The 24,894-nt window shown below is 67.2% G+C and carries 27 protein-coding genes and 1 tRNA gene; 17 read left to right on the top strand and 11 right to left on the bottom strand.

Annotated elements, in window-relative coordinates; all coding sequences use genetic code 11:
• Positions 1 to 49: 49 nt before the first annotated feature.
• Complete coding sequence (locus TX76_RS09070; protein ID WP_049901792.1) at positions 50 to 1,135, bottom strand: DUF373 family protein; 1,086 nt, start codon at positions 1,133 to 1,135, stop codon at positions 50 to 52.
• Positions 1,136 to 1,269: 134 nt separating this feature from the next.
• Here TX76_RS09070 and TX76_RS09065 point away from each other — a divergent pair, with 134 nt between their 5' ends.
• Positions 1,270 to 2,262, top strand: coding sequence for a radical SAM protein (locus TX76_RS09065; protein ID WP_049901790.1), 993 nt, complete (start codon positions 1,270 to 1,272; stop codon positions 2,260 to 2,262).
• A gap of 75 nt (positions 2,263 to 2,337) precedes the next feature.
• On the opposite strand, the gene TX76_RS09060 is transcribed toward TX76_RS09065, so the two are convergent.
• Together TX76_RS09060 and TX76_RS09055 are read right to left on the bottom strand one after the other, a co-directional pair.
• Complete coding sequence (locus TX76_RS09060; RefSeq protein WP_049901788.1) at positions 2,338 to 4,371, bottom strand: PGF-CTERM sorting domain-containing protein; 2,034 nt, start codon at positions 4,369 to 4,371, stop codon at positions 2,338 to 2,340.
• A gap of 472 nt (positions 4,372 to 4,843) precedes the next feature.
• Positions 4,844 to 4,916 (bottom strand) — tRNA-Pro (locus TX76_RS09055).
• Positions 4,917 to 5,059: 143 nt separating this feature from the next.
• Here TX76_RS09055 and TX76_RS09050 point away from each other — a divergent pair.
• Positions 5,060 to 5,977 (top strand): mechanosensitive ion channel family protein, encoded by a 918-nt coding sequence (locus TX76_RS09050; protein WP_049901785.1) that lies wholly within the window; start codon positions 5,060 to 5,062, stop codon positions 5,975 to 5,977.
• On the opposite strand, the gene TX76_RS09045 is transcribed toward TX76_RS09050, so the two are convergent.
• From TX76_RS09045 to TX76_RS09025, 5 genes are all read right to left on the bottom strand, one after another.
• Positions 5,974 to 6,855 carry an RNA-guided pseudouridylation complex pseudouridine synthase subunit Cbf5 gene (locus TX76_RS09045; RefSeq protein WP_049901781.1) on the bottom strand — a complete coding sequence of 294 codons (882 nt, stop codon included), beginning with the start codon at positions 6,853 to 6,855 and terminating at the stop codon, positions 5,974 to 5,976. The two genes, TX76_RS09050 and TX76_RS09045, sit on opposite strands and share 4 nt — an antisense overlap.
• Positions 6,852 to 7,427, bottom strand: a complete 576-nt coding sequence (cmk, locus tag TX76_RS09040; protein ID WP_049901779.1) for a (d)CMP kinase — start codon at positions 7,425 to 7,427, stop codon at positions 6,852 to 6,854. Before cmk ends, TX76_RS09045 begins: the two co-directional genes overlap by 4 nt.
• A gap of 79 nt (positions 7,428 to 7,506) precedes the next feature.
• Positions 7,507 to 8,454, bottom strand: coding sequence for a DUF106 domain-containing protein (locus TX76_RS09035; RefSeq protein ID WP_049901777.1), 948 nt, complete (start codon positions 8,452 to 8,454; stop codon positions 7,507 to 7,509).
• A 116-nt stretch (positions 8,455 to 8,570) separates the two neighbouring features.
• Complete coding sequence (locus tag TX76_RS09030) at positions 8,571 to 9,203, bottom strand: adenylate kinase (protein ID WP_049901774.1); 633 nt, start codon at positions 9,201 to 9,203, stop codon at positions 8,571 to 8,573.
• A 102-nt stretch (positions 9,204 to 9,305) separates the two neighbouring features.
• Entirely contained in the window at positions 9,306 to 9,587 is a 282-nt protein-coding gene (locus TX76_RS09025) for a hypothetical protein (RefSeq protein ID WP_049901772.1), read from the bottom strand.
• A gap of 119 nt (positions 9,588 to 9,706) precedes the next feature.
• Here TX76_RS09025 and TX76_RS09020 point away from each other — a divergent pair, with 119 nt between their 5' ends.
• Positions 9,707 to 11,683 (top strand): DUF460 domain-containing protein, encoded by a 1,977-nt coding sequence (locus tag TX76_RS09020; protein ID WP_049901770.1) that lies wholly within the window; start codon positions 9,707 to 9,709, stop codon positions 11,681 to 11,683.
• A gap of 52 nt (positions 11,684 to 11,735) precedes the next feature.
• Entirely contained in the window at positions 11,736 to 11,963 is a 228-nt protein-coding gene (locus TX76_RS09015) for a hypothetical protein (RefSeq protein WP_049901767.1), read from the top strand.
• Here TX76_RS09015 and TX76_RS09010 read toward each other — a convergent pair.
• Positions 11,960 to 12,148: a DUF7470 family protein gene (locus TX76_RS09010; RefSeq protein ID WP_049901765.1), complete on the bottom strand. Its 189-nt coding sequence runs from the start codon at positions 12,146 to 12,148 to the stop codon at positions 11,960 to 11,962. The genes TX76_RS09015 and TX76_RS09010 overlap by 4 nt on opposite strands.
• A gap of 149 nt (positions 12,149 to 12,297) precedes the next feature.
• Between TX76_RS09010 and eif1A the strand changes: the two genes are divergently transcribed.
• The 13 genes from eif1A (at position 12,298) to TX76_RS08945 (ending at position 22,498) form a co-directional block, all read left to right on the top strand.
• Complete coding sequence (gene eif1A / locus TX76_RS09005) at positions 12,298 to 12,585, top strand: translation initiation factor eIF-1A (protein ID WP_049901762.1); 288 nt, start codon at positions 12,298 to 12,300, stop codon at positions 12,583 to 12,585.
• A 1-nt stretch (position 12,586) separates the two neighbouring features.
• Positions 12,587 to 13,075, top strand: a complete 489-nt coding sequence (locus TX76_RS09000) for a nucleotidyltransferase domain-containing protein (RefSeq protein ID WP_049901760.1) — start codon at positions 12,587 to 12,589, stop codon at positions 13,073 to 13,075.
• A 16-nt stretch (positions 13,076 to 13,091) separates the two neighbouring features.
• Positions 13,092 to 13,958 carry a serine/threonine-protein kinase Rio1 gene (gene rio1, locus TX76_RS08995; RefSeq protein WP_049901757.1) on the top strand — a complete coding sequence of 289 codons (867 nt, stop codon included), beginning with the start codon at positions 13,092 to 13,094 and terminating at the stop codon, positions 13,956 to 13,958.
• Positions 13,959 to 13,983: 25 nt separating this feature from the next.
• Positions 13,984 to 14,490 (top strand): GNAT family N-acetyltransferase, encoded by a 507-nt coding sequence (locus TX76_RS08990; RefSeq protein WP_049901755.1) that lies wholly within the window; start codon positions 13,984 to 13,986, stop codon positions 14,488 to 14,490.
• A 62-nt stretch (positions 14,491 to 14,552) separates the two neighbouring features.
• Positions 14,553 to 15,422: an ArsR/SmtB family transcription factor gene (locus TX76_RS08985; protein ID WP_049901753.1), complete on the top strand. Its 870-nt coding sequence runs from the start codon at positions 14,553 to 14,555 to the stop codon at positions 15,420 to 15,422.
• A 197-nt stretch (positions 15,423 to 15,619) separates the two neighbouring features.
• Complete coding sequence (locus tag TX76_RS08980) at positions 15,620 to 16,906, top strand: tryptophan--tRNA ligase (RefSeq protein ID WP_049901751.1); 1,287 nt, start codon at positions 15,620 to 15,622, stop codon at positions 16,904 to 16,906.
• 25 nt (positions 16,907 to 16,931) lie between these two features.
• Positions 16,932 to 17,489 (top strand): GNAT family N-acetyltransferase, encoded by a 558-nt coding sequence (locus TX76_RS08975; RefSeq protein ID WP_049901748.1) that lies wholly within the window; start codon positions 16,932 to 16,934, stop codon positions 17,487 to 17,489.
• A 142-nt stretch (positions 17,490 to 17,631) separates the two neighbouring features.
• Positions 17,632 to 18,321 (top strand): hypothetical protein, encoded by a 690-nt coding sequence (locus tag TX76_RS08970; RefSeq protein WP_049901746.1) that lies wholly within the window; start codon positions 17,632 to 17,634, stop codon positions 18,319 to 18,321.
• A 75-nt stretch (positions 18,322 to 18,396) separates the two neighbouring features.
• A complete protein-coding gene (locus TX76_RS08965; protein WP_049901744.1) occupies positions 18,397 to 18,945 on the top strand; it encodes a KH domain-containing protein in 549 nt (182 codons plus the stop codon).
• Between the two features lie 509 nt (positions 18,946 to 19,454).
• The gene (locus TX76_RS08960; protein ID WP_049901741.1) at positions 19,455 to 20,027 is read left to right on the top strand and encodes a TetR/AcrR family transcriptional regulator; all 573 of its coding nucleotides are present in this window, start codon (positions 19,455 to 19,457) and stop codon (positions 20,025 to 20,027) included.
• A 123-nt stretch (positions 20,028 to 20,150) separates the two neighbouring features.
• Positions 20,151 to 21,194, top strand: coding sequence for an ATP-binding cassette domain-containing protein (locus TX76_RS08955; RefSeq protein WP_049901739.1), 1,044 nt, complete (start codon positions 20,151 to 20,153; stop codon positions 21,192 to 21,194).
• The gene (locus tag TX76_RS08950; RefSeq protein WP_049901737.1) at positions 21,191 to 22,126 is read left to right on the top strand and encodes an ABC transporter permease; all 936 of its coding nucleotides are present in this window, start codon (positions 21,191 to 21,193) and stop codon (positions 22,124 to 22,126) included. Before TX76_RS08955 ends, TX76_RS08950 begins: the two co-directional genes overlap by 4 nt.
• A gap of 51 nt (positions 22,127 to 22,177) precedes the next feature.
• Complete coding sequence (locus tag TX76_RS08945; protein WP_049901735.1) at positions 22,178 to 22,498, top strand: hypothetical protein; 321 nt, start codon at positions 22,178 to 22,180, stop codon at positions 22,496 to 22,498.
• On the opposite strand, the gene TX76_RS08940 is transcribed toward TX76_RS08945, so the two are convergent.
• Complete coding sequence (locus TX76_RS08940; RefSeq protein ID WP_049901733.1) at positions 22,486 to 23,310, bottom strand: MBL fold metallo-hydrolase; 825 nt, start codon at positions 23,308 to 23,310, stop codon at positions 22,486 to 22,488. The genes TX76_RS08945 and TX76_RS08940 overlap by 13 nt on opposite strands.
• Positions 23,311 to 24,744 carry an ATP-binding protein gene (locus tag TX76_RS08935; protein WP_049901730.1) on the bottom strand — a complete coding sequence of 478 codons (1,434 nt, stop codon included), beginning with the start codon at positions 24,742 to 24,744 and terminating at the stop codon, positions 23,311 to 23,313. It abuts the gene before it with no gap.
• Between the last annotated feature and the right edge of the window lie 150 nt (positions 24,745 to 24,894).

The raw sequence follows: 24,894 nt of genomic DNA, 5'->3' as shown, positions 1-24,894 counted from the left end.
CGAAGCCGCGCGAAGAAGCCGTCTCGTAGCACAGCAAAAAGTGGGTGCGTCAAGCGGGCTCGGGCACGCTCGGCGAACGCGACTCGGCGATGGCGAACGCAAGCGTGCTCACGAGCCCGAGCAGCGTCCCGACAGTGAGTGCGACCGCCATGTACGAGAGGCCGACATCGCCGAGCAGGTAGGCTCCAACGCCGTGGAGGACGGCCGCGATCGCGAGCACGTAGAAGGGGGCGTTGAGATAGCGCCACCGGAACCGTTCGGCGAGATACGTGTCGGTGATCCGGCCGACGCTGCTGGTGACCCCCGCCGCGGCGACCCACGGCACCGCGCCGACGACGAACGCCGCGGCGGTGTCGACCGGCGTCAGCGCTCCCGCTCCCGCTTGAGCGGCGTCGAGCGTTCTGATGCCGCTGACGCCACCGATGACGAACAGCGCGAGCGCCACCACCGACGTGATGAGCATGACCCGACCGGCGTACAGCCCACTCCGTGCGCGCGCGACCGACTCGTCGACCGCGCGTTCGAGTCCGAGGCCACGAAAGAGGACGTACAGTCCGAGCAGCGCCGAGATGACGCCGATCACCGCCGTGCCGGGGACCCCGAGCCGGCCGGCGAGCTCCACGAGCGGGTAGATCAGCAGGAGGATGCCGAGGGGCACGAGGATCGTCCCGCGGGTCTCGGGATCGTCGAGAACCTGCTTCATCGTGTAGTAGATCGATTCGAGGTTCTGTGCCTGGCGAACGACCACCCGGCGCACCCCGTCGACCGGCAGCCGCGACCGGATCACCGGCAGCACCGACTCGTCCTGCGCGCCGTCGGTGACCACCAGCGCGCGGACGTCCTCGCCGGTGGCGAGCCCCGCGAGGATCGTGTCGACCTCCTCGCCGACGCGGCGGTTGGCGGCGACGCCGCCGCTCTCGACGCCCGCGACCGCCGCGACCTCGATCCGCTCGTCGGTGATGTCGTCGTGGATGTGGAGGCCCTCGAACAGGACGTTGGAGTCCGAATCCTCCGGGTCCGCGGTGGCGAGCGCGACCGCCGCGCGCTCGACCGCCTCGCGGCCGACGACGGGCGTCTCGACGCCGGCCTTCCGGCCGAGATCGTCGTCGAGGTCGACACACAGCACGAGCAGCATCGCCTGGCCGTACGCGATCCGGGGTTAACTGCTTTCCGTGCGAACGGTTCGAACGATAGTGGAGTCGGCGAGCGACGTCACGCCGAGCGGAGTCGTGCGGCTTTTGAGCGTCGGCCCCCGAGAACCCCCAACGAATGATCTCGAAGGGCTGTGAACAGTGCGCCAAGGGCGGCAAGATGGTGCTGTTCGTCTACGGCTACTGCGACCAGCGTGACTGCTTTTACTGTCCGCTCGGCGAGAACAGGAAGAACGTCACCGACGTCTACGCCAACGAGCGCCAGGTCACCGAGGACAGCGACGTGATCGAGGAGGCCCACCGGATGGACGCCCTCGGAACCTCGATCACCGGCGGCGAGCCACAGGAGGCCCTCGATCGGACCTGTCGCTATCTCTCGCTGCTGAAAGACGAGTTCGGCGAGGACCATCACACCCACCTCTACACCGGGATCACGGGCGGGCGCGAGAACATGCGCCGGCTTGCGGAAGCGGGCCTCGACGAGATCCGCTTTCACCCACCCTACGAGCTGTGGGGCGACATGCACGGCACGGAGTGGGAAGACATCCTCTACGTCGCCCGCGAAGAGGGACTGACGCCGGCGTTCGAGATCCCCGGCATCCGGGCAGAGACGGAGTTCCTCGACTTCCTCGACGAGGGCGCGGCGGACTTCTGTAACATCAACGAGTTCGAGATGTCCGACGGCAACGCCGAGCGGATGCAGGAGGCGGGCTTCGAGCTTCGGGAGGGCCACATGAGCGCGGTCGAGGGGAGCCACGACGTGCTCGACGCAATGGGCGATCACGAGAAGGTCTACTACTGCACCAGCGTGTTCAAGGACGCCGCCCAGCACCGCAACCGACTGAAGCGGATGGCGCGGATCGTGGGCCGCGAGTTCGACGACGTGACCGACGACGGCACGCTCGTCTACGGCAAGATCTGGGAACCCGTCGCACGTCTCGCCGAACTCGGGGTTCCCGAGGAGTTCTACACCGAGAAAACCGATCACGTCGAACTCGCGTGGTGGCTCGCCGAGGAGATGATCGACGAGGGCGACATCGGGAAGGGCGAGATCATCGAGCAGTACCCGACCGCCGACGGCACCGTGGTCGAGCGGACGCCGCTCGCCTAAATTTCACTTCGTCGGGTGTCCTTGCGCTGCGGGCACGAGGACACCCGACGAAGTAAAAAGGTGGTAGTGCGGTGTCTACTCCCGCCGCCTGGCAGCGACGAGCGCCGCGGCCAGCAGCGCGATCACCGCGACGACGACCCCGAAGCCGGGGCCGGTCAGCCCGGAGGTCGCGCCCGTCATACCGAGGTATTCGTCGGCCTCGCTGGTGTTCGCCGACGGCATCGTCCGGTTCCACGCGTTCGGCAGGTGGACCGCCGTGTCGTCGTCAGCGTACGCGAGTTCGCGGACCTGTGACTCCGAGGCGTTCTCCGAGACGGCATCCTCGACCCGGACGTAGGAAGTCGTGGTGCCGTTCTCGGTGCGGCCGACGACGCTCCCGATGGACTGGTCACCCTCGAGCGTGACGAACGCGTCGCGCAGCGCCGTCATGTTCTCGAAGGCCGCACCGGTCTCCATCCGCATCCGGCCGTCGTCGAGCGAGACGTCCATCTTGGCCTTTTGGAAACCAGCCTCGCGGAACGCCGTGACGTACTCGTTCATCTGGCCCGCCTGCGGACCGGCGCTGCTGTTGAGCATCTGGTTCGTCGCCTGTTTGAGCAGGTTCTTGCCCGAGACCGAGACCGCCGCCGTGACGTTGACGCGCTCGCCCTCGGTGGCGGCGTGGAGCTCGTATTCGAGGTTGTTCGTCTCGATATCGCGGTTCTCCAGTTCGTCGACGTACTGTCCCCAGTTCTCGGTGCGGGTGTGGGATTCGAGATCGACGCTGATGGCCTGCGGGGAGGGCTTGGTGACGTTCGCGGCGAAGCTGACCTCGCGCGTGAGGTTCGCGGCCCGCTGGGCGGCGAACTGCTTGCGGAAGCGTTCGAGGCTCCGGTTGAACGACGCCGCGTTCGCGCCCGCCGACGGGTTCATAACGGAGGCGTTCGAGGCGGTCCCCGTCGTGGTCCCGGCGTTCCCGGGCATCGCACCGCCAGCGGCCGTTCCCATCCCCGCCATGGTACCCGCGTTGAGCGACTGCATGTCGGTCGCGTTCGCGACATCGAGCGCCGCGAGCACGGCCCCGTCGTAGTTGTCGAGGTCGGCGCTCATGCCGGCCTCGATCGAGCTCTCACTCTGGTCGAACCGGACCGAGAGCTCGTTCACCGTGAGGTTCCGGAGTCGCTGGGAGACGTTCCGCGCCTCCGATCGGCTGAGATCGACGTCCTCGGCCGACGTCAGCGACGACGCGACCTGGTCGGTGACAGCGCGTTCGATCCCGCGGTAGGTGATCGAGTACTCGATGTCGAGTCGCGGTCGGCCACCCTCCCGCGCGGCGAACGAGTACGACTCGATCGTGAGGTCGGCCGACCCGTTCATCGACTCCGCGATCGCGACGTACTGGCTGCGGAGCGTCCGCGCTGCCTGTTCGCGGGTCTCCCAGCGCGACGCGGCGGCCCCGAAGACGGGCCGCTCCTGCGAGACGTTCAGCGTGTACGTGCCGTTGCCCTCGGAGATGTGATACGCCTGATGTTGGGACTGACCCAGCGGTTGGGTCAACTGCGCACTCGCCGCGAGGTCGGCGTCGAACGTCGAGCCCGTAGTCGTGACGTTGCCCTCCATCCCCGCACGCTCGATGGGCACCGACCGGGCGAGGCTCGCGCCGGTGACGGTCGCCGCGGCGGCGACGTCCGAGCGGGCGTTCTCGTCGGTCCGCAGCCCGGTCGCGTTCACCGAGAGGTTCGAGAGCGCCTCTGGACGCGCCATTCCCAGCGTGCCGTTGCCGGTGAGGTTGTCGCCGGTCAGGGCGGCCGTCATGTCGGCCGCGACGTCGTTCGACCCCTCGACGTCGGTCGCGACGAGCGCGTGGAACAGCCCCTCACTGACGTTCAGTCCGTAGTTCGTCCGGGTGTCGTCCGCCGCCCCTTCGTAGGTGAGGACGGCGTCGCCGTTCTCCTCGACGTAGACGTCGTCGGCCGGCGGCAGATCGACACCCGTCTCGGCCGTGGCGTTCGTCCCGTTCGCGCCGCCTGCGTCGCTCTGTGCGCCGACGATTCCCCCACCGGCGACGACGGTGCTCAGCACGACGAGCGTCGTGACGAGAACCGCCGTGGAGCGGGAGCGAGCCGTCACCGCCGGCCTCCGCGAGCCGTGACGCCTACCGGTCGTGTCCCGTCCGCGCGTGTCAAATCTGTGTTCATGGCAACCACTTCATGTGGCAATCATCAAACTACCTTCTCATAAACATTTCCATGTTCTGTTGCCTGACAAGTGGATGGCAGTCAAATCCTGTTGCGCGCCCGATTCGAAAGTGCCACCACATCGTATCGCCGTACGAGAGGTGTGAGTCGGCACACTGCGGGCGAGTGAGTGACGTAGGGAAACAACGATCCCCTGGCGATACTGAGAGGTGGGTGGTCGCGGAGTGTGCCAGCAACTGTACCGCGAGCGATCGAAGGGAGCGAGCGGGTGTTTCTGGTGGAGATTTTTGCGAGTCGAGCGGGACGGCGCAGCCGTCCCGCTGGCCGTGCGAACGGGCGGATCGCCGGGAGCAAAAAGAGGTGGCCTCCCGACGGTCGGCCACCCAACGAAGTGAAAGGGTCCATGGGACCGTCGAGATTCGAACTCGAGTCCGACGCACCCCATGCGCCGAGGATACCAAGCTACCCCACGGTCCCGCGTCCCGAACGACGCCACCTCCGGGATTAAGCCCTTCGTTTCGCCCACGCGAGCGGTCGGCCCCGGCCGAGGGCGTTGCCTGGCCCGACGACCCGAACATACAGGCGGTGGGTTCATCAGGGGACGGGTGTCACATACTCCGATGCGTTCGTTACTACTCCAGCAGGGAATCCCGACGAGTCCACAGGGGTTCGTCGACCAGTACGGGAGAGCGTTGATCGAGGTCGCGGCGAAGGCCATACTGTTCGTCGTCGCGTTCGTCGTGATCTACACCGTCGCACGGTTCGTGCTCGTCCGCCTCGTGAGGGGTGCGCTCGACGCACGCGGGTTCGATCCGAAGGTCGTGGGACTGGGCGGTACCGTCGCCCGCGCGCTCGCGCTGTTCGCCGCGCTCTCGCTCGCGGCGACGATGGCGGGCTTCGGTACTGTTCTCGCGGCCTTCGCAACCCTGCTCGGCGCGCTCTCGCTCGCACTCGGGTTCGCCGCCCAGGATCTCCTCGCGAACTTCGCCGCCGGGATCTTCATCCTGAAGGACGATCCGTTCGGCATCGGCGACTGGATCGAGTGGCCCTCCGGCGACGGCACCAAATCCGGCGTCGTCCAGGAGATCGGTCTCCGGGTGACGAAGCTCAAGACGTTCGACAACGAGCTCATCACGGTTCCCAACTCCGAACTCGCCGACAACGCCGTCACCAACCCCGTCGCCGACGACCAGCTCCGGGTCCCCTTCACGTTCGGGATCGGCTACGAGGACGACATCGAGCAGGCCAAGGAGATCATCGTCGAGGAGGCGGCGACCGTCGACCGACTCAAGGGCGAGCCCGAACCAGACGTGATCCTGACCGAGCTCGCGGACTCGTACGTCGGTCTCACCGCCCGTGCACACATCGACGATCCCTCCCGCGGGAAGTACGTCAAAGCGCTCTCGGCGTGGGTCCAGGCGGTCAAGGAGCGCTTCGACGCCGAGGGGATCGACATGCCGTACCCCTACACCGAACTCACCGGCGGAATCGACATCGAGAACATGAGCGAGGCCGACCTCGCCCCCGCCGACGATTAGATCAGGACGCGTTCGAGATCCACGACCGTCCCGCGTTCCGCATCGGCCTCGCCGACGAGCCGCCCGAGACAGACCGCGGCCCCGTCGGGCGTGCAACACGCGACCAGCGGCGGTTCGTCGGCGTCCGTCGCCGACACGTCCTCGATCGAAAGGACGCCCGGCGCGTACACCGGCGCACCCTCCGCCACTTCGCGGGCGGCGTTCGGCGCGATCGTCACCCGTGGGAGATGCGAGAGCGCGCGCTCGGCTGGCTGGACGGCATCCGCGAGCGGTTCGGTATCATCGTCCTCGGCGAACGCGAGCGCGTCCGTGAGGTCGTGGAGGCTCACGAGATCCGTGTCGTCGAACGGCGTCGTTCCGACTCGCCGGAGGTCGCCCATGTGCGCGCCAGTGCCGAGCGCGAGGCCGAGGTCGTGACACAGCTTCCTGACGTAGGTTCCGCTCTCACACCGAATCCGTAGCAGGACGCGACGTTCCTTGACGTCGAGCGGGTCGAGTGCGTGGACCGTGCGGACCCGCAGCCGGCGCGCGACCGCGCTCTTTTTGGGTGGTTTCTGGTGGATCGGGCTCTCGAACGCGTCGAGCACGGCGTCGAGATCGTCGGGAGCTGGGCCGTGGAGTTCGAGGACCGCCACGTACTCCTTCGCGCCTTCGAGGAAGACCTGGGCGAGCCGAGTCGCGTCGCCGAGCAGGATCGGGAGACAGCCCGTGACCTTCGGGTCGAGCGTGCCGGCGTGGGCCGCGCGGTCGACCCCGACGAGATCGCGGACCCAGCCCGTGACCTGGTGGGCGGAGGGCCCGGGTGGTTTGTCGAGGTTCACGACGCCGAAGTCGAGGCGGTCGTCGGGGGAGCGCTCGCCTGGCGGGCCGCGCATCAGCGATCGTAGTCGGCGTCGACGACGACCCCGCCCTCGTCGTCGGCGGGATCGTAGCGCTCACACGCCTCGCGGAGGAGATCGAGAACGGTCTCGGGATCCCATCGTGCGGTGCTCACCGCGAGGTCGTAGATCGAGCGATCCTCGATGTCGATACCGTAGTATTCGTGGTAGCGTCGCGCCTCGCTCCCCTCGCGGGCTTCGGTCTCCTCGCGCGCGAGGTTCGTGGGCTTGTCCTCGCGGTCGGCGATCCGTTCGGCACGCACATGGAGAGGCGCATCGAGCCAGAGCCGGAGGTCGGCGTGCTCGCCCGCCATCCAGCCCGCGAGCCGTGATTCGAGCACCACGTCGTCACGGTCGGTGGCGATCTCGCGCTGGCGGCGGTCGAGGGCGCGGTCGATCTCGTCGTCGTCCTCGGCGAGTCGGTTGAGTTCGAGGGGGGTGAGCCCACGCTCGTCGGCGACGGACCGAAAGATGTCGCCGCCGCTCACGTGCTCGTAGCCCAGCGCCTCGGCGAGGGCGGCGGCGGTCGTGGACGTGCCGCCGCCGGCCGGCCCCGAGAGGGTGACAAACATGTCTCCTCTGGGTCCGGCGCGGTACAAATCGGTTGTGGCTCCCGCTCGCCGTGTTCGTCGGATGGGGGGAGAAGAGAAACTACGTGCCGGGCGTGGTCCGGATGTTGAGCGTCTTCTGGATGATCAGCCGGAAGGCGGTCGAGCAGAGGAAGTACCAGACCAGCCAGACCCAGACGAACCCGGCGAGCTGCTCGGTCCACTCCAGCGTGCCGAACATCGGGAGCACGATCGACCCCTCACCCGGATCGATGTGCGTGGTGCCACCCCCACGGATGCCGATCTTCCAGTACATCCAGACGAACGCCGGGATGGTGAGCAGCATGATCCAGACCATCGGACGGAACTGCTCCTTGAACATCCCGAGCTGGTCGCCCATCGCGTCCATCTGCTCCTCCTGGATGCGTTCGAGGGCGGCGTCATCGCCGCGCTCTTTCGCTTCCTTCCGGCGCTCTTGGATGTTACTCATCTTCTCCTGGACCTCGCTCATCTTCTCGGTGTTCATCAGGTTCGCTTGGAGCAGCGTGGAGTACAGTCCCGTGAGCACCGAGAGCACGATCACGACGGCGTAGAAGGGGAGAACCGCATCGAGCGGCCCGAGGAAGAGGTCGACCGCGCCGCCGACCGCGTTCCGGATCGGCGAGAACCAGTAGGCAGGAAAGAGCGAGAGCGCGCCGAGGGCCGCGAGCTTGTCGTAGGTGGTCCAGCTCGACTCCTCGTCGTCGCCGTCGCTCGTTTCGACTGCGTCGTCACCCAGCGCCTCGCGCACCCCTTCGGGATCGTTGACCGCGAACCCGCTGCCGTCGGCGTCGGTCAGGATGCCGCTCTCGATCAGCCGGCCCCACTGGCCGCTCGTGAGGTCGTCGCTGACGTCGCCCCACGTCACGGTGTGTGGCTGCGTGCCGCCGTCGGGAGTGGCCTCCTCGTCGGGGGATGCGTGGCCGGCCCGCGAGAGCACCACCGAAAGCGCGTTCTCGAACGCGCCGTCCTCGGCGATCAGCGAACGCACTTTGTCGGCTGTCCGCGCCATTGCAGGCTCCTTTGAGGCGGACGCTAATCAACCTTTTAGTTCGTTCGCCCGGGCGACCCGTCCGGGATCGACACGGGCGTCGCCCACACGACGATCGGAGCGGCGGTGTCGACGCGTCAGACCGTCTCGTCGATCGTCGCCCGGAGGTCGTCCCACACCGCGTCGGGGGCCTGCTCGCCGTCGATCTCCTGGAGGACGCCCGCCTCGCGGTAGTGCTCGACCACGGGCTCGGTGGTCTCGTGGTAGACCCGGAGGCGCTCGCGAACGGTGTCCTCGGTGTCGTCCTCGCGCTGGATCAACTCGCCGCCGCACTCGTCACAGACGCCCTCCTCCGCGGGCTGGTCGAACTCGACGTGGTAGTTCGCGCCACACTCGTCGCACACCCGCCGGCCGGTCAGCCGATCGACCAGTTCGGACTCGCTCACCGAGAGCAGACAGACGGCGTCGAGGGTCGTGATGTCCGCGAGGTACGCGACCTGCTCCTCGTTCCGGGGGTAGCCGTCGAGCACGTACCCCTCGTCGCCGAGCGCCTCGGCCACGATCTCGTTCACCACGGGATCGGGGACGAGTTCGCCCGCTTCCATGAACGAGCGCGGGGTACCGTGCTCGGTCTCCATGTCCTTGTTCGCTCGGAGTGCGTCGCCGGTCGTGACGTGGGGAATGTCGTACTCGTCGGCGACGTTCGCGCTCTGGGTGCCCTTCCCTGCACCGGGGGGCCCGAGCAGCAGGACGTTCGGTTGCTGGCTCATGGGCAGGGCTTCGCAGGCGACAGTAAAAGGTTTGCAGATACGCGCTGGCGGCCCCAGCCCCGGACCGAACTGACCGCCGTGATCGCTGTTCAGCAGCGTCGGCTACCGTCGCGCCTCGTTGTCGGCCTCCGCGAGATCGCTCGCTTGCTCCTGGACGGCGGTTATCTCGCGGTCGGCGTCGGCCTTGTCGACATCGTAGACGTGACGCCACGATTCGAGCGGCGGTCCCTCGGTCGACTCGGACGGTCGCTCCGACGCGTTGGCGTTACCATCGGCCCCGGCAATCCGTCGGTAACCGAGAGCGATCACGAGCGCCAGCACTAGGGTCGCGACGGCCGCGTTCGCCAGCGCGCCGATCTGGATGAGAAACGATAGGCCGACCATACGATCCCTCATCAGTCCAGTGGCTAAAACGTTCGCCCGGCCGTCACTTCCTACAGTGTCCGTCCCACCACTCGGAACCGCGCCGTGGATTTATGTCGGCAGATCCCCTACGCGAGCGCGTGAGCAGTCGCATCAGCGCGCTCGACGCGGTGGTGTTCGGGGTCGACGTCCAGAGTGGGGACGTCCGTGGCGACGCGCCCTCCTACGCCGTGGTGGCCTTCGATGGCGAGAGCCTCGACCGCGACGTGGTCTCGCACCGAAAGCTCCGGCGGCTGATCGACCGCGAGGAGCCCGCGATCGTCGCCACCGACAACGTCTACGAGCTCGCCGCCGACAAGGACGCGCTCGTTCGGTTGCTGGGCAGTCTGCCGGACGAAACCCGACTCGTCCAGGTCACCGGCGACGAGCAGCCCGAACCCCTCTCCCGGGTCGCGAGCCGGCACGGGGTTCCCTACGGCAAGAAACCCATGCAGGAGGCAGAGGCCGCCGCGCGGCTCGCGGCCGCGAACGTAGGCTACGAGGTTTCTGCCTTCACCGACACCACCGAGGTGAAGGTTTCGCGCGGGCGCTCGACCGGCAGCGGTGGGTGGTCGGAGGACCGCTACACGCGGCGGATCCACGGTTCGGTGAAGCGTCGTGCCCGCGAGGTCGACAGCGAGTTGCGGGAGGCGGGCCTCGACTACGAGATGGACGAGACCGAGAAGTACGGCGGGTACGCCAACGCGGTGTTCACCGTCGAGGCGCGCCCGTCGAACATTCCGATCTCGGCCAGGCGAGCGGGCGACACCAGGACCGAGATCGAGCGCGTCCGGCGCGACGGCATCGAGTTCCGGCCGCTGGCGAAGCGCCGGGATCACGTGCTCGTGGGGATCGATCCCGGCACCACGACCGCGGTGGCGATCGTCGGTCTCGAGGGTAGGGTGCTGGACGTTCTCAGTACCAGAACCGCCGACACCGCCGCGGTGATCGAGTGGATCGTCGAGCGCGGGCGACCAGTGATAGTGGCGGCCGACGTCGAGCCGATGCCCTCCACAGTCGAGAAGATCCGCCGGAGCTTCTCGGCGGCAGGCTGGGTGCCCGAGCGCGACTTGCCCGTGGACGAGAAACAGCACCGAACCCGCGAGGAGGGGTACGAGAACGACCACGAGCGCGACGCACTCGCCGCCGCCCTCCACGCGTTCGACGCATACGAGGACACGTTCGAGCGCGTCGGGCAGAAGGTGCCCCCGCGGATCGAGACCGGCGAGGTGATCGCGCGCGTTGTCGCGGGCGAGGAGTCCGTCGAGACCGTTCTCGCCGATCTCTCGGACGACGACGAGGCCGACGACGACGAAGACGAGCACGAACCGCGCGAACTCACGTCCGAAGAGCAGCGGATCAAGGAGCTCGAAACGAGAGTCGAGCGCCTCGATTCACACGTCGACGACCTCGAAGCGACGATCGAGGAGAAAGAGGAGACGATCGCGGAGTACGAACGCGAACTCACCGACGCCAGGCGCGAGGAGCGCCGCGAGGCGCGAGAGCGCCGGGAGGTCAACCGACTCGAGCGCGAGAACGAACGCCTCGAACGCGAACGCGACGAGCAGCGCGAAGCGAACGAGGAACTCACCGAGAAGTTCGACCGGCTGAAGGAGCTCTGGCGGCTGGATCACTCGAACTTCGCGGACGTGGCCGAAGCGAAACAGGGTCTCGTCCCCGTGAAACCGGTCGCGAAGTTCACCAAGAATGCGCTCCAGGCGGCCGACGAGCGTTACGGTCTCGCGGCGGGCGACGTGGTCTACCTCCGCGACGCGTCGGGAGCCGGGCGCTCGACGGCCGAAACCCTGGTCGAGCGCGAGCCCCGCGTCGTGCTCAAGGACGGCGGGCTTTCGGAGGTCGCACGGGAACTCCTGTTCGAACACGGGATCCCGGTCGCACCCGCCGACGAGGTACCGATCGAGGAGGTCGACGATCTCGCGGTCGCGCGCGAGGGGGCGGTCGAGGCCGCCATCGAGGGATGGAAGGAGCGGGCGGACGCCTGGCGCAAGAACCAGAACGAATCGATGGTCGACCAGGTCATCAGCGAACACCGGGCCGACCGTGGTGAGAGCGACTGACGACCCGATCCGAAAAGATTGACGACTCCGGCAGGCTCACGATCGGGCCGTCGTGTCCACACCGTCGCTCCCGCCCGGTCCGCTGGAGAGCTCCTTCGTGCCGGTCGTGACCGGTGTCGTGATCGGGTTCGTCGCCGCACGCGAGTTGCGGCGACACGGAATCGATCGCCCCCGGATCAGGGGCGTCGGACTCGGCCTCGTCGTGGCGCTGTTTTCGGTTTTCAGCCTCCCGGTCGGTGTGGTCTCCGGCATCGTCGTCTTCCTGCTCGTTCGCGGTTAGAGCATCCCATCCATCCCGAACGCGGCGAGCATCCCCGAGAGCAGGCCGCGCGCCACGAGGACGAGTCCGACGAGCACGAGTGCGATCCCGCCCGCGACGATCGGGGCGGCGTAGGCGACGATCCCGAGACCGGCGAGACAGCAGAGCACGCCGACGACACCGGCGAGACCGAGTCGGTTCAGCATGGCCGGGGTCGGTCCCTCGACGGTTTAAGCGCGAGGAAATCCCGTTCTGCCGGACAGGGCCGACACCGCGTTGCAACCCCTCTCGACACGGCTCGGAACCCGCAGCGGGGCCTTGAAAGAGTTAAACCACTCGCTGTCGAACACCTCCCATGAGCGGCAACCAGGGACAGGGGAACCTCCGGATGCCGGACGACGACGAGGTGTTCGCCGTCGTGACCGAGATGCTGGGCGCGAACCGGGTCAAGGTCCGGTGTATGGACGGGACGGAGCGGACGGCGCGGATCCCGGGCCGGATGCAAAAGCGGGTCTGGATCCGCGAGGACGACGTCGTGCTCGTCTCGCCGTGGGACTGGCAGGACGAGAAGGGCGACATCGAGTGGCGCTACGACAAGGGGGCCGCCGACCAGCTCCGCGAGGAGGGCCACATTCAGGGATAGTGTGGCCACCCAGACCCTTCCTCCGGACTTTCTCGCTGCACTCGAGACGCTGTGTGACCGGCTCGACGACACCGAGGTCACGTGGGCCGTCACGGCGAGCACGAACCTCGCGCTTCGTGGGATTCCGGTCGAGCCTGGCGACATCGACGTCATGACTGACGGGCCCGGAGCCGAGGTAATCGAGCGACGCCTCGAAGAGTACGTGGAGAGCGGAGTGGCGCGATCGAGATCGGTCGAACACCGCATCGCCTCCGACTTCGGGATGCTCGACATCGGTGGCGTCCGCGTCGAGATCATGGGCGATGTCGAACACCTAGTCGACGGCGAGTGGGTATCGACAGCCGACATCGCCACCAACCGGGAGTTCGTCGGGGTCGACGGCCACGACGTACCGGTGATGGCGCTGGAACGGGAGCGCGAGGGGTACCGCGAGCTGGGGCGCGACCAGCGCGCCGAACTCGTCGACGCACACTGCGGTGGCGAGACATGAACAGTGGGGACGACGAATGAACGACGAAGAGGAGTACGGTCTCGTCGACACCGAGGCCACCGAGGAGCCGGGCGACGAGTGGGAGGAACTCGACGTTTCAGACACCGAAGCGGATCGAGTCGCCCGCAAGCAGGACCGCGAGTTCTCGGCGTTCCGCGAGCGCATCAAGGACGCCGACCAGTTCAAGGTCGAGGGCGGCGTCTTCGACGAGGCGACCCTCGGCGCGCTCTATAAGTTAGTTCAAGACGGCCACATCGACGCGTTCGGCGGACCGATCTCGACGGGCAAGGAGGCCCACGTCTTCCTCGCGGACGCGGACGGGGCCGACGTCGCGGTCAAGATCTACCGGATCAACGCGAGCGACTTCCGGCAGATGCGGCAGTATCTGGAGGGCGATCCGCGCTTCCGGAACATCGGCTCGAAGAAGAAGAAGGTGGTGCTCGCGTGGACGAAAAAGGAGTTCGCGAACCTCCGGCGGGCGGCCGCGGCGGGGGTCAACGTGCCGGAGCCGATCGCGGTCGAACGCAACGTGCTCGTGATGGAGTTCGTGGGTCACGAGGGCGAGCGCGCGAAACGCCTCGGCGAGGTCCACGTCGAGAACCCTCGAACTACTTACGAGGTCGTCCGGGAGTACACCCGCCGGCTGTACGACGCCGGGCTGGTCCACGGCGACCTCTCGGAGTACAACATCGTGGTCCACGACTCCCAGTTATGGATCATCGACCTCGGCCAGGCGGTCACGATCCACCACCCCAATAGCCGCGAGTTCCTCGAACGCGACTGCCGGAACGTGGCGAACTTCTTCGCGCGCCAGGGGCTCGACACCGACGGCGAGGAGCTCCTCGCCCACGTCACGAGCGAGGCCGCCCCGCGCGAAGACTGATTACCCCGGGAGTCGTTCGCACGGCATGAGCGACGTATCGGTTCGAGCCGCCACGGTGGCTGACGTGGACGGGATCCAGCGGATCGCGCGTCGTGCGTGGCGGGCAACGTATGGGGACTTTCTCGCCGAGGCGGCGATCGACGCGATCCTCGACGACTGGTACGCGGCCGAGGAGCTCGAAGCCTCGATCACGGCAGAGGGGAGCGTCTACCTCGTGGCCGAGGACGAGGGGATCGCGGGCTACGCGAGCGCCGCACCGATCGACGCCGAGGACGACGATCGGGAGGCCCAGCTGTACGCCATCTACGTCGATCCCGACCGGTGGGGCCACGGGATCGGCACGGCGCTCCTCGACGAGATCGTCGATCGTCTGGCGAAGCGTGACGTCGAGCAGCTACGGATCGAGGTCCTCGCGGACAACACGGTCGGCGTCTCGTTTTACGAATCGCGCGGGTTCGAACGGACCGACGAGCGCGAGCGGACGGTCGGCGATCGGACGCTGCCCGAGTACGTCTACCACCAGGATCTTTGAGCGAGGATCCCTAACGAGAGGCGGACGACAGCGTCTTATCACGCCACTGCTCATCCGGAAGCATGGGCGAGTCCCCCGTCGAGGAGGAGGTACCGCCGGCGGAGGCGTTCGCGGCCCTCGCCGACCCGGTCCGGGTCGCGGTGCTCGAGGCACTCTGGACGGCCGACGATCACACTGCAACCTTCTCGGAGCTCCGGACGGCGGTCGGGGTCGCGGACTCCGGGCGGTTCAACTACCACCTCTCGAAGCTCCGCGATCGGTTCGTGACGAAAGAGGAGGGCGGGTACCGCCTGCGTCTCGCCGGCTCCCGTGTCGTCGGCGCGCTCCTCTCGGGGGCGTACACCCAGACCGGCTCGGTCGAGTCGATGGCGATGGAGCAGGCGTGTCCGTTCTGCGGCGACACGATGACGCTCCACTACGAGAACGAACGGGTGTCGATATCCTGTGTGGACTGCGACACCACTTCGGTGAATATCGGTATCCCGCCAGGGGTGTTCGCTGGCTACGACCGCGAGTCGTTGCCGGATGTGACCGAGCGATACGCGCGAACTGCCGTCCAGCGGGCCAACGGCGGGTTCTGTATGACCTGTGAGGGTCGGATCGACCCGCACGTCACGATCGAGATGCCGCCCGACGACGCAGACGACTGGCCGGAGGTTCCGTTGGCCGAGTACGAGTGCGAACGGTGCGGTGATCTCATCAGCTCCGACCTCGGAACCGCGCTTCTCGATCATCCCGACGTCGTCGCCTTCTACCACGATCACGACGTCGACGTGCGCGAGGCCTCGCTCTGGCGGTTCGTCGCGATCGACGGGGACTCCACCCGCATCCGTTCGGCAGACCCGCTCCAGGTGGGCGTCGTCTACACCGCCGGCGACGACCGACTGACGCTCACCGTCGACGACGCGCTCTCGGTGCTCGCCGTCGAGTGACCGAAAGGGACTTTTGGGACTGACTGCGTTGGTACATACGATGATCGCTGTCCGCTGGCGCTGGCGTGCCCCCTCGCCAGCGGACAGTCCAGCCCGCTCGCCCGCGGCGGCCTAACCCCGCCGGCTGTGGTCTGGTGCTCCCTCCGCTCGCCGCTTTCTGCCGCACCGCTACTGACCACCCAGAGCACCAGCACACGATGGACGACACCGACGCGAACGCGACTGATCGAACAGCACGACGAATCGACGACACCGATGAGACCGACACCAACGAAGGCGGTACCAGCGAAGGCAACACCGGCGATCCCGAAAACACCGTGAGGTCGGACGCAGTCGCCGGCGAGGTCGACTACGGAAAGCTCCTCGATCGGTTCGGCGCTGACGCGCTGACCGACGATCGACTGGAACGGTTCCCGCAGCCGCCACACCCGCTGCTTCGACGCGGGAGCTACTACGCCGGTCGGGACGTCGACTGCCTTCTCGACGCAATCGATGGCGACGAGCGAGTCTCGATCGTCACCGGCGTCGGCCCCTCGGGACCGATGCACGTCGGTCACGCAGTCACCTTCTACTTCGCGAAGTGGCTCCAGGCCGAAACCGGCGCGATCGTCTACGTCCCGCTCTCTGACGACGAGAAGTACCTCAGCCGGGACCAGAGCCTCGCGGAAACCCGCGACCACACCCGCGAGAACCTCCGCGATCTCGTGGCGGTGGGGTTCGATCCCGACCGCACCCGGTTCGTGATCGACACCGCCGACGCCGACGTGATCTATCCGCTCGCGACCGCGCTCGCCGAGCGGATCACGCCCGCCGCCCGCGATGCGGTGTACGGCGAGCCCGCGAACGTCGGGATGGGATTCTATCCAGCGGTCCAGGCGACCCACCTCCTGCTGCCGCAGTTCGTCGACGGTCCGCACGCCACCACCGTACCGATCGCGGTCGATCAGGATCCCCACGTCCGGCTCGCGCGCGACGTCGCCGCGAAGGAGCGGTTCCCGGTCGAGAAGCCCGGCGCGCTGCTCTCGAAGTTCCTGCCCGGGTTGGAGGGACCGGGAAAGATGAGCTCATCCGATGCCGCACCGACGATCCGCCTCACCGACGACCGCGGGACAGTCCAGGAAAAACTCGGACGGGCGTACTCCGGCGGGCGAACCGACAGAAAGGCCCACCGCGAGCACGGCGGCGACCCCGAAGTGGACGTGGCGTTCCAGCTCCTCGAAGCGTTCTTCGAGCCCGACGACACCGAGATCGAGCGGGTCGCGCGCGAATACCGGGCCGGCGAGCTGCTGAGCGGCGAGCTCAAAGCTCACGCTGCCGACCGGATCACGGCGTTTCTCGACTCGCATCAGGCCAGACGACCGAGCGACGCCGAACTCGACGACGCGCTCGCGCCCTACCGACTGACCGACGCGGAACGCGAGCGCGCGCTCGCCGCGGTCGGGCTCGGTAGCGGGGTCGAGACGGTCGATGCCGGGAAAGGCTGAAGCGCGAACGGTCCGAGGGACGGGCATGGCCGGCGTCACGGTCCGCCAGTCGGCACCCGCGGACGTGGCCGGGATCCAGCGGGTCGCGCGCCGTGGCTGGGAGGCCGCCTACGGCGAGTTCCTCGCCGTAGCCACCGTCGAGCGCGCGATGGACGAGTGGTACGCGAGTGAAAGCGTTCGTGAACAGATCGTGGACGGTGGCGTCGCCCACTTCGTCGCGTGTGAGACGGGCGACGTCTCGGAAGGGACGGACGGGAAGCGGACCGACCCACGAGCCGTCGAGCAGGTCGTCGGCTACGTCGGGGGCGGGATCCCCGACGCGAACGAGCCCGGACGCGGCGCGGTCTGGACGTTCTACGTCGATCCCGACCGCTGGGGCCGAGGGATCGGGACGCGGCTGTTCGAGCGAGAACTCGACGCACTTCGAGAGCGAGGAGCCACTCGCGTCACGATTCGGGTACTCGCGGCGAACGCGGTCGGACGGTCGTTCTACGAGTCCCAGGCGTTCGAAGTCGTCGAGCGGGGCGAGGACGACCTCTTCGGCGAGACGCGGGCGGCGGTGACGTACGCGCGCGACATCTAAGCAGCTGATGAGAGCCGGACGAGGAACTCCAGCCGCGTCGATCGAAGCGTCGTGTGAAGGTGACGCATGGTTGGTAGGGTTTGGCAGTGTCGAAATCCCGATCGGCCGAGGAATTAAGTCGAGCCGTTCGAAAGTCTGTCATATGCGTCAGCGGACGATCGAACGGCTCGCCACGGTCTCGATCGCCTGCGTCGGTATCCAGACGGCGATCCGGGTGATCGAGAGCGACGTCGCCGTGTCGCTTCGCTACGGTGCGCTGTGGTGTCTTGCGGTCGGCGCGCTCGGCGTACTGGTCGCCGGGTTCGACGCGGGTCTCGATCGGCTTCCGGGCCGGCCGTCGCGGTCGCAGGTCGGTGGTATCAGCACCATCACTCTCGGTTTCGGGTGGCTCGCCGTCCCGGTCGTCACCGCAGTTAGGGGATCGACGGGGCTGTACGATTGGCTCCTGATCGCCTGTGGAGTGTTCTTCCTCTGGGTCGGGGTGCGGATGTTCCGGGGACACGAGGAGTATCGGTTGGCCGAACCGGGCGAGGATCTCCAGGCGAAGCGAGCCGAGCGAGGACGGAACGCCGGCCTCGGACGGATCGTGCGCGACGAGGCGCTTCGGTCCATCGGGATCTTCGGACTGCTCTACCTCCCGACGCTCGTGGTCGTCGCCACCTCGTCCGGACTGGAGTCGACCGACCCCTGGGTCTACGTTCCGGCGGCGGTCGTTGCAGTCGCCATCGCCGCGCTCATTGCACAACTCCGCCTCAGAACGGGCGCAGGGCCACAGCTCGGCCAGATACACCGTGCTGCGCGACGACACGGCTGGATTTCCGTCAAGAGATAGGTATCCGGGCGGTCCACGGGGCCGAAACGGTGCCTGGTGCGAAGCCTTCAAATCGCGGGGTTCCGTAGCCCGCGCATGCAACACGTGAAGATTCCGCAGGACCGCATCGGCGTGTTGATCGGCGAGGGCGGTGCGACGATGCGCGAGATCGAGGAGCGCGCGGAGGTCCGTCTCGACATCGATTCCGAAACCGGCGCGGTCGCGGTCGAATCGGTCGGCGATCCCGTTCTGGGGCTGAAAGGCCCCGAGATCGTCGAGGCGATCGGGCGGGGGTTCGCGCCCGAGGACGCGCTCGTGCTGCTCGACGACGAGATGATGATGTTCGAACTCGTCGACGTCGACGCCGCGACGAGAAACGAAAAGGACCTCGAACGCAAGAAGGGGCGGCTGATCGGCGAGAACGGCCGGACCCGCGAGCTGATGGCCGAGCTCACCGGTGCGGAGGTCGTGATCTACGGGACGACCGTCGGCGCGATCGGGGCCCCCCAGCAGGTCGAGGTCGTGCGGAGCGCGGTCGAGATGCTGCTCGACGGCGCGCCACACGGCGCGGTCTACTCCTTCCTCGAACGCAAACACAACGAGCTCAAACAGCCGGGAATGGAGTATCACCAGTACACCGGATAGAGCGCGTGTAGCGGGAAAACACGAGGCCACAACCGGAGAGAGTTCGGGAACTCCGGACGAACGACGGCGGCGTGTCGTGTGATCGTTTGGACGTTGCGGTTGGCGCGCGGGAGGGCGTCGAAGACGCCCGACTCGCGCGAGGGATGAACGAACGAGCGGAGCGAGTGAGTGAGTCGGTTGGGGAGGCGTGTGGCTCGCGGTTCTCACTTGCGACGGGATCGTAGCGGTCTCGACGGCTGCGAGAGCAACTGGAACGAGAGCAGCTGGAACGAGAACTACCGCGACAGCAGCCCGGAATTACGACCGCTCGAACGCCCCGATGTGTTCGAGCGCTACTCGCGGACCACCGAGGTGGCTGGCGTATCGAATGTCGCAGACACGTCACGAGCGTTCGGGAGCCATAGCAACCCTCTTAGGCTCGCGCCGACCAGTTTTAGTGAGACGATCCATGGCCGAATCGGACGCCCCCGACCGCCCCGCCGCCCCCGCCCGAGACCTACGAGGCCATCATGCAGGCAACGTATCGCGCGTTCTGCGAGCACGGGTACGCCGATCTGACGACCCGCGAGATCGCCGAGGAGTTCGAGAAGAGCCGATCACTCCTCCATTATCACTACGATACCAAACAGGAGCTCATCGTCGCGCTCCTCGACTATCTGCTCGACTCTCACCCGGCGAAGGCGGCGGCCGACGAGATCGAAAACCCCGACGAACGTCTCGAGCTGTTCATCGATCGAGGACTGTTCGGCCCCAAAGAGGCTGCCTTCGATTTCTGGGACTTTCACACCGCGCTGCTCGAACTCCGTCTGCACGCCCACCGCAACGACGTCTACCGCGAGCAGCTCGATCGCACCATCGGCCTCATCACCGACCTCCTCGCCGAAACCATCCGAGAAGGGATCGAGACGGGCCGTTTCCGTGACGTCGACCCGGAGGCGACCGCACTGTTCCTCTACGATGCCATCGACGCCGCCCGCATCCGGAAGATCACGCTGGGCCACGACGACGCGCCACGGCGAACGCGATGGGCCATCGAGACGTTCGTGCTGCCCACCCTCCGGACCCCGTCTGAAGGGGACTGACGGCCGGCCCGTGGCCCCGAACCGACTACCCCGCTACCTCGAACCAACCACCCCACGATCCCGAACCCACGGACTGTCCAAGCGGTCAGCAGGGTTAAGACGGTCGAGATCCAGGGTCGGGTAATGAGTGCGATCGACGCCGAGGCGGTCACGTTGACCTACTCGGACGGGACCGAAGCGGTGCGGGGGATCGATCTCGACGTCCCCGAGGGGGAGTTCTTCGGCTTCCTCGGGCCGAACGGCGCGGGCAAGACCACCGCGATCAAGACGTTCACGACCCTCTTGCAGCCCACCTCGGGGTCGGTCACGGTGAACGGGTTCGACGTGACGGACGAACCGCGCGCGGTGCGTGAGTCGATCGGGTACATGGCCCAAGAGACCAGCGTCGATGAGGAGCTCACAGCCAGGGAAAACATCCGGTTTGCGTGTGAGGCCTACGGCGTGCCGAAGGCCGAGCGGGGCGACCGGATCGACGAACTCCTCGATCTCGTGGATCTCGTCGAGGCCGCCGACAAGGTCGCCGAGGGATTTTCGGGCGGAATGAAAAAGCGCCTCGACGCCGCGATGGCGCTGGTCCACCAGCCCCCCCTCGTGTTCCTCGACGAGCCCACGACTGGTCTCGATCCAAAGGCCAGAAATCGGCTCTGGGAGTACTTCCGGCGGATCAACGGGGAGGGCACGACGATCTTCCTGACCACCCAGTATCTGGAGGAGGCCGACCAGCTCTGCGAGCGGATCGCGGTCATCCTCGACGGCGAGATCGTCGCCACCGGCTCGCCCGCGGAGCTGAAACGCCGGGTCGGCGGCGAGATCCTCGACATCGATCTCGACGGCGACGAGAACGCTCGCGAGCGCGCGGTCGGGGTCGCCGCCGACTCCGATCTCTTCGAGGACGAGGCGACGGTCGAGACCACCGACGAGGGGATCAGCGTCACCTCGCGGCGCGCTCGCCAGGCGGGCACCGATCTGCTGGTGGCGCTGCGGGATGCCGATCTCACCGTGACCGGGTTCAACATCCGCGCACCCACTCTCGACGACGTGTTTCTCGCGATCACCGGCGAGTCGGTCGACGGGGACGGCGAGAGCGGGACGAGCGAGGGCGACACCAGCGAGGCGAGCGCCGAGGAGGCGAATCCGGCGGCCGCCGACGGAGGGGCGAACCGATGAGTCCGCCAGCCGACGAGTCATCCGAGCGGCCCGCGACCGACGGCGGTACTGCGGGGACCGCGACCGGAACCGAGGCCGAAACCACCACCGTTCGGCGATCGAGCAACTCGTTTCTCGGCGACGCGTGGGTCAACTTCAAGCGCTGGAACATCAAGGCCGTCCGCAATCCGTTCGTGCTCGTGGTCTCGCTGGCCCAGCCCATCATCTTCCTCGTGCTGTTCACTCAGGTGTTCGGCCAGATCGCGACCGGCGCGATCAATCAGGGCGGTGCCGGCGCGATCTCCTACGAGACCTATCTCGTGCCCGCCATCGTGATCCAGGTCTCGCTCGCGGCCGCGATCACTTCCGGCATCGGCCTCGTCAACGACATCGAGGAGGGGATGTTCGAGAAGGTGCTCGTCACGCCGATGAACCGCACCGCGGTGTTCGTGGGGAAGACCGCCGCCGAAGTGCTGCGGATCGCCGCCCAGATCGCGATCATTCTCGGACTCGGCGTGCTGCTCGGGGCGGAAATCTCGACGGGGATCGTCGGCGCGCTCGGGATCATCGGGGTCGGGATCCTGTTCTCGCTGTGGTTCGTCTCGCTTTCGAACAGTCTCGCGGTCATCACGAAGGACCAGGAGTCGACCATCATCGTGATGAACCTCCTCCAGTTCCCGCTGCTCTTTCTCTCCTCGGCGTTCCTCCCGCTCGAAGCGCTTCCGGAGTGGATCCAGACGTTCGCACGGTACAACCCGATCACCTACGGCGTGGACGCCGCTCGCACGCTGATGCTCGATACGGACGTGATGACGGTGCTCGACGTCACGGCCTTCACGGGCATCTGGAACGCGCTCGTGCCGGCGCTCGCCGTGCTCGTCGGACTCGATCTCGTGCTCGGCGCGATCGCGGTGTATCTGTTGAGCCAGGCGTCGAGTTCGTCGGCACAGTGAGCGAGGCGACGCAAGCCATTTCATCCGATCGTCGGAAATGCTGCTGACACGATGCAACGAACGAGGCAGCCCCGTTCCGTCTTCGGAGCGCTGGCGCTCGTCGGCGTCGTCGGAGCAGGCATCAGCTATGCGTTCGGGATTCACGCCCTGTTCACGGCGTTCTGCGGTGCGGTCGGTGTCGGCGGGATCGTCGTGCTGAGAGGTGGTGAGCGCTACGTCGCGCCGATCACCCTCTCCCTCGGCGTGTTCGCGGCGTTTCTCGCCGTCGTGTACGTCGCACGGTACGACCAGTTGCTCGGCGTGCTGTTCGCCGTAGTGTCGCTCGCGGCCTTCGCCCGCACCAGGCAGTACCGCCGGGCCTACAGCACGTAACGCTCGCCGTCGACCGCGAGCGGTGCCGCGAACGCCTCGTCGGCCGGGAAGAAATGCGAGACGTGGACCAGGCGGGTCTCCGCCGCACCGAGTTCGTCGGCCAGCGCGAGCGCCCCCTCGCGGGTCATATGTTTCGTGCCGAACGTCCGCGGCGTCCCAGCCTCGTCGTGGTGGTCGCCGCCGAGCGGGTGGTGTTCACAGAACGACGCCGGGGCGATCGCGTCCGCGATCAGGAGATCCGGATCGGCGAGGTGCTCACGGGACGCTTCGGGGATCGCGTAGTTCGTATCGCCGGTAATGGAGAGCTTCGCGTCCGTCTCGGGGTCCGTGATCACGACGCCGTAGCACACGAGCGGCGGATGGTCGACCGGCACGAGCGTCACGTCGAACCCACAGCACTCGAACGGTTCGAGCGGTTCCTGCCCCGTGATCGAGAGCGCGTCGAGATAGTCGTACTTTCGCCGGACGGTGTCGGCCACGCTCTCGCCGGTCTCGGGATCGGTCTCGTTCGCGGCCGCGACCGGGAGGTCCCGGACGAGTCGGAAGGCGTTGCCGAGCCCGTCGAGATGGTCGAAGTGGATGTGGGTGACGATCGCGGCGTCGGGGAGCGCGACGTCGCGGGCGAGAAACTGCGCGCGGAAGTCGGGGCTCAAATCGATCAGGAGCGATTCGTCGGTGCGCTCGTTCCGGACGTGAACGGAAAACCGGCTGCGCTCGACGCCCCGCTCGCGGGCGGCCGTACAGGTGTCACAGTCACAGCCGACGGTCGGCGTCCCGGTCGTGTCGCCGGTGCCGAGCAGCGTGACCTCCATTCAGTGGTCGTGGGTGTGGCCGTCGGCGTCGTGATCGTGGCTGTGGTCGGCCGTGTCGGCGTCGCTGCCGCCGTCGGAGCCGTGCTCCGACGAGGATCGACTCGCTTCGCTCGTCTCACCCCCGTCCGCGCTGATGTCGCCACCCGCGACGAGGGCGTCGTGATCGCCCTCGATCATGTCGAGGTCCTTCAGGCTGTCGCGCTCCTCGAAGTCCCGGACCGCCTCCATGAGGTCGTCCTGGGTCAGCGTGGTGCGCTCCTCGGTCAGCGCGTCGAGCACCGCCTCCCGAAGGACGAGACGGAGATCGCTGCCGGTCAGGCCCTCGGTGTCGGCGGCGAGTTCGAGGGGGTCGAACTCCGCGATCTCCATCTCGTGCGTGACGAGCTGGAGGATGTCCGCGCGCATCTCGACGTCGGGCTTCGGGAAGTTCACGATCTCGTCGAAGCGTCGCCACGCCGCTGCGTCGAGCTGGTCGGGGTGGTTGGTCGCGCCGATCAGGAGGACGTCGTCCTCGATTAGACTTACTTCGTCGATCGACTTGAGCAGGGTGTTCACTGCGCGTTTCAGCGCGGCGTGCTCGTCCGAATTGCGGGTCTTCGCCACGAAGTCGAACTCGTCCATGAAGAGGATACAGGGCGAGAGTCGTTTGGCGATCTCGAAGGTCTTCTCGACGTTCTTCGCGGTTTCGCCGAGGTACTGGCTGGTGACCATCGAGAGCTTGACCTCCACGAACGGGAGGTCGAGCTCGTGGGCGAGCGCGCGTGCGGTCGTGGTTTTTCCCGTTCCGGGCGGTCCCACGAGCAGGAGCTTCCCGATCTCGCGCAGGCCGATCCCCGCGAGGTACTCGCGGTGTTCGATCGCCTTCATGATCTTCACGATCTCGTTCTCCTGGTCGGGCGTGAGCACGAGATCGTCGAGCGTCATGTCGACCTCCTCGGGCGCGCGCACGTCGACGAGATCGAGCATCTCCTCCTCGTCCTCGTCGTCGAAGTACTCCTCCAGGAGGCTGTCGATCCACGCCCGATCGGCGCGCATCGGGCGGTTCGCCTCGCGCGACTGCTCGTAGTCGACGTCCGGAGCCTCGTCGCGATCCTCGAAGACGGCCGCGAGCGTCGGGTTTTCGGCGAGCCGGTCGGCGTCGACTCGGTCGGCGAACCATTCCTCGGCCATGTCGGGCTCCGAGAGCGAGAGTGTCTCGGCGAAGTCGTCGCGGTCGGTGAACATCAGCCCCGACACCGCGGCCCACGGATCGTCGACACCGGTGGCGGCCGCCACCCGTTCCTCGCCCGTCGCGAGCGGGCGCTCGATCCCCCCGTCGGCGAAGAAGACGGTACGGTAGCGTGGCGGGAGGTCCTCGGCGTCGCGTTCACGGTGCTCGTTGTAGGCGCGTGTCGTGAGCAGGAGTTCGACGACGTCCAGTTCCGGGCTGCTCATTCCCTGTTCGATACGCCGTCCGGCGGGATAAGACCGTCGAACTCCCGCTCAGCGTGGGTCGTTCCCGCAACGTTTGCCAGCGGTCTCGGCGGTCGCCACCGATCGCCCCGTGAACCCGAGTCAAACGACGCGGGGTTTGCGTGCGTTTAA

It is taken from the genome of Halococcus agarilyticus (genome assembly GCF_000334895.1).
Taxonomy (GTDB): Archaea; Halobacteriota; Halobacteria; order Halobacteriales; family Halococcaceae; genus Halococcus; species Halococcus agarilyticus.
This window is presented reverse-complemented; position numbering and strand designations above follow the sequence as displayed.

Coding starts and splice junctions, on each gene's coding strand:
- TX76_RS09025 (WP_049901772.1), bottom strand. CDS start 9,587: ATGGTCGGCCTATCGTTTCTCATCCAGATCGGCGCGCTGGCGAACGCG.
- TX76_RS08975 (WP_049901748.1), top strand. CDS start 16,932: ATGGCCGGCGTCACGGTCCGCCAGTCGGCACCCGCGGACGTGGCCGGG.
- TX76_RS08950 (WP_049901737.1), top strand. CDS start 21,191: ATGAGTCCGCCAGCCGACGAGTCATCCGAGCGGCCCGCGACCGACGGC.
- TX76_RS09035 (WP_049901777.1), bottom strand. CDS start 8,454: ATGGCGCGGACAGCCGACAAAGTGCGTTCGCTGATCGCCGAGGACGGC.
- TX76_RS09030 (WP_049901774.1), bottom strand. CDS start 9,203: ATGAGCCAGCAACCGAACGTCCTGCTGCTCGGGCCCCCCGGTGCAGGG.
- TX76_RS08955 (WP_049901739.1), top strand. CDS start 20,151: ATGAGTGCGATCGACGCCGAGGCGGTCACGTTGACCTACTCGGACGGG.
- eif1A (WP_049901762.1), top strand. CDS start 12,298: ATGAGCGGCAACCAGGGACAGGGGAACCTCCGGATGCCGGACGACGAC.
- TX76_RS08940 (WP_049901733.1), bottom strand. CDS start 23,310: ATGGAGGTCACGCTGCTCGGCACCGGCGACACGACCGGGACGCCGACC.
- cmk (WP_049901779.1), bottom strand. CDS start 7,427: ATGTTTGTCACCCTCTCGGGGCCGGCCGGCGGCGGCACGTCCACGACC.
- TX76_RS08970 (WP_049901746.1), top strand. CDS start 17,632: ATGCGTCAGCGGACGATCGAACGGCTCGCCACGGTCTCGATCGCCTGC.
- TX76_RS08985 (WP_049901753.1), top strand. CDS start 14,553: ATGGGCGAGTCCCCCGTCGAGGAGGAGGTACCGCCGGCGGAGGCGTTC.
- TX76_RS08990 (WP_049901755.1), top strand. CDS start 13,984: ATGAGCGACGTATCGGTTCGAGCCGCCACGGTGGCTGACGTGGACGGG.
- TX76_RS08965 (WP_049901744.1), top strand. CDS start 18,397: ATGCAACACGTGAAGATTCCGCAGGACCGCATCGGCGTGTTGATCGGC.
- TX76_RS08935 (WP_049901730.1), bottom strand. CDS start 24,744: ATGAGCAGCCCGGAACTGGACGTCGTCGAACTCCTGCTCACGACACGC.
- TX76_RS08945 (WP_049901735.1), top strand. CDS start 22,178: ATGCAACGAACGAGGCAGCCCCGTTCCGTCTTCGGAGCGCTGGCGCTC.
- TX76_RS08980 (WP_049901751.1), top strand. CDS start 15,620: ATGGACGACACCGACGCGAACGCGACTGATCGAACAGCACGACGAATC.
- TX76_RS08960 (WP_049901741.1), top strand. CDS start 19,455: ATGCAGGCAACGTATCGCGCGTTCTGCGAGCACGGGTACGCCGATCTG.
- rio1 (WP_049901757.1), top strand. CDS start 13,092: ATGAACGACGAAGAGGAGTACGGTCTCGTCGACACCGAGGCCACCGAG.
- TX76_RS09065 (WP_049901790.1), top strand. CDS start 1,270: ATGATCTCGAAGGGCTGTGAACAGTGCGCCAAGGGCGGCAAGATGGTG.
- TX76_RS09010 (WP_049901765.1), bottom strand. CDS start 12,148: ATGCTGAACCGACTCGGTCTCGCCGGTGTCGTCGGCGTGCTCTGCTGT.
- TX76_RS09050 (WP_049901785.1), top strand. CDS start 5,060: ATGCGTTCGTTACTACTCCAGCAGGGAATCCCGACGAGTCCACAGGGG.
- TX76_RS09070 (WP_049901792.1), bottom strand. CDS start 1,135: ATGCTGCTCGTGCTGTGTGTCGACCTCGACGACGATCTCGGCCGGAAG.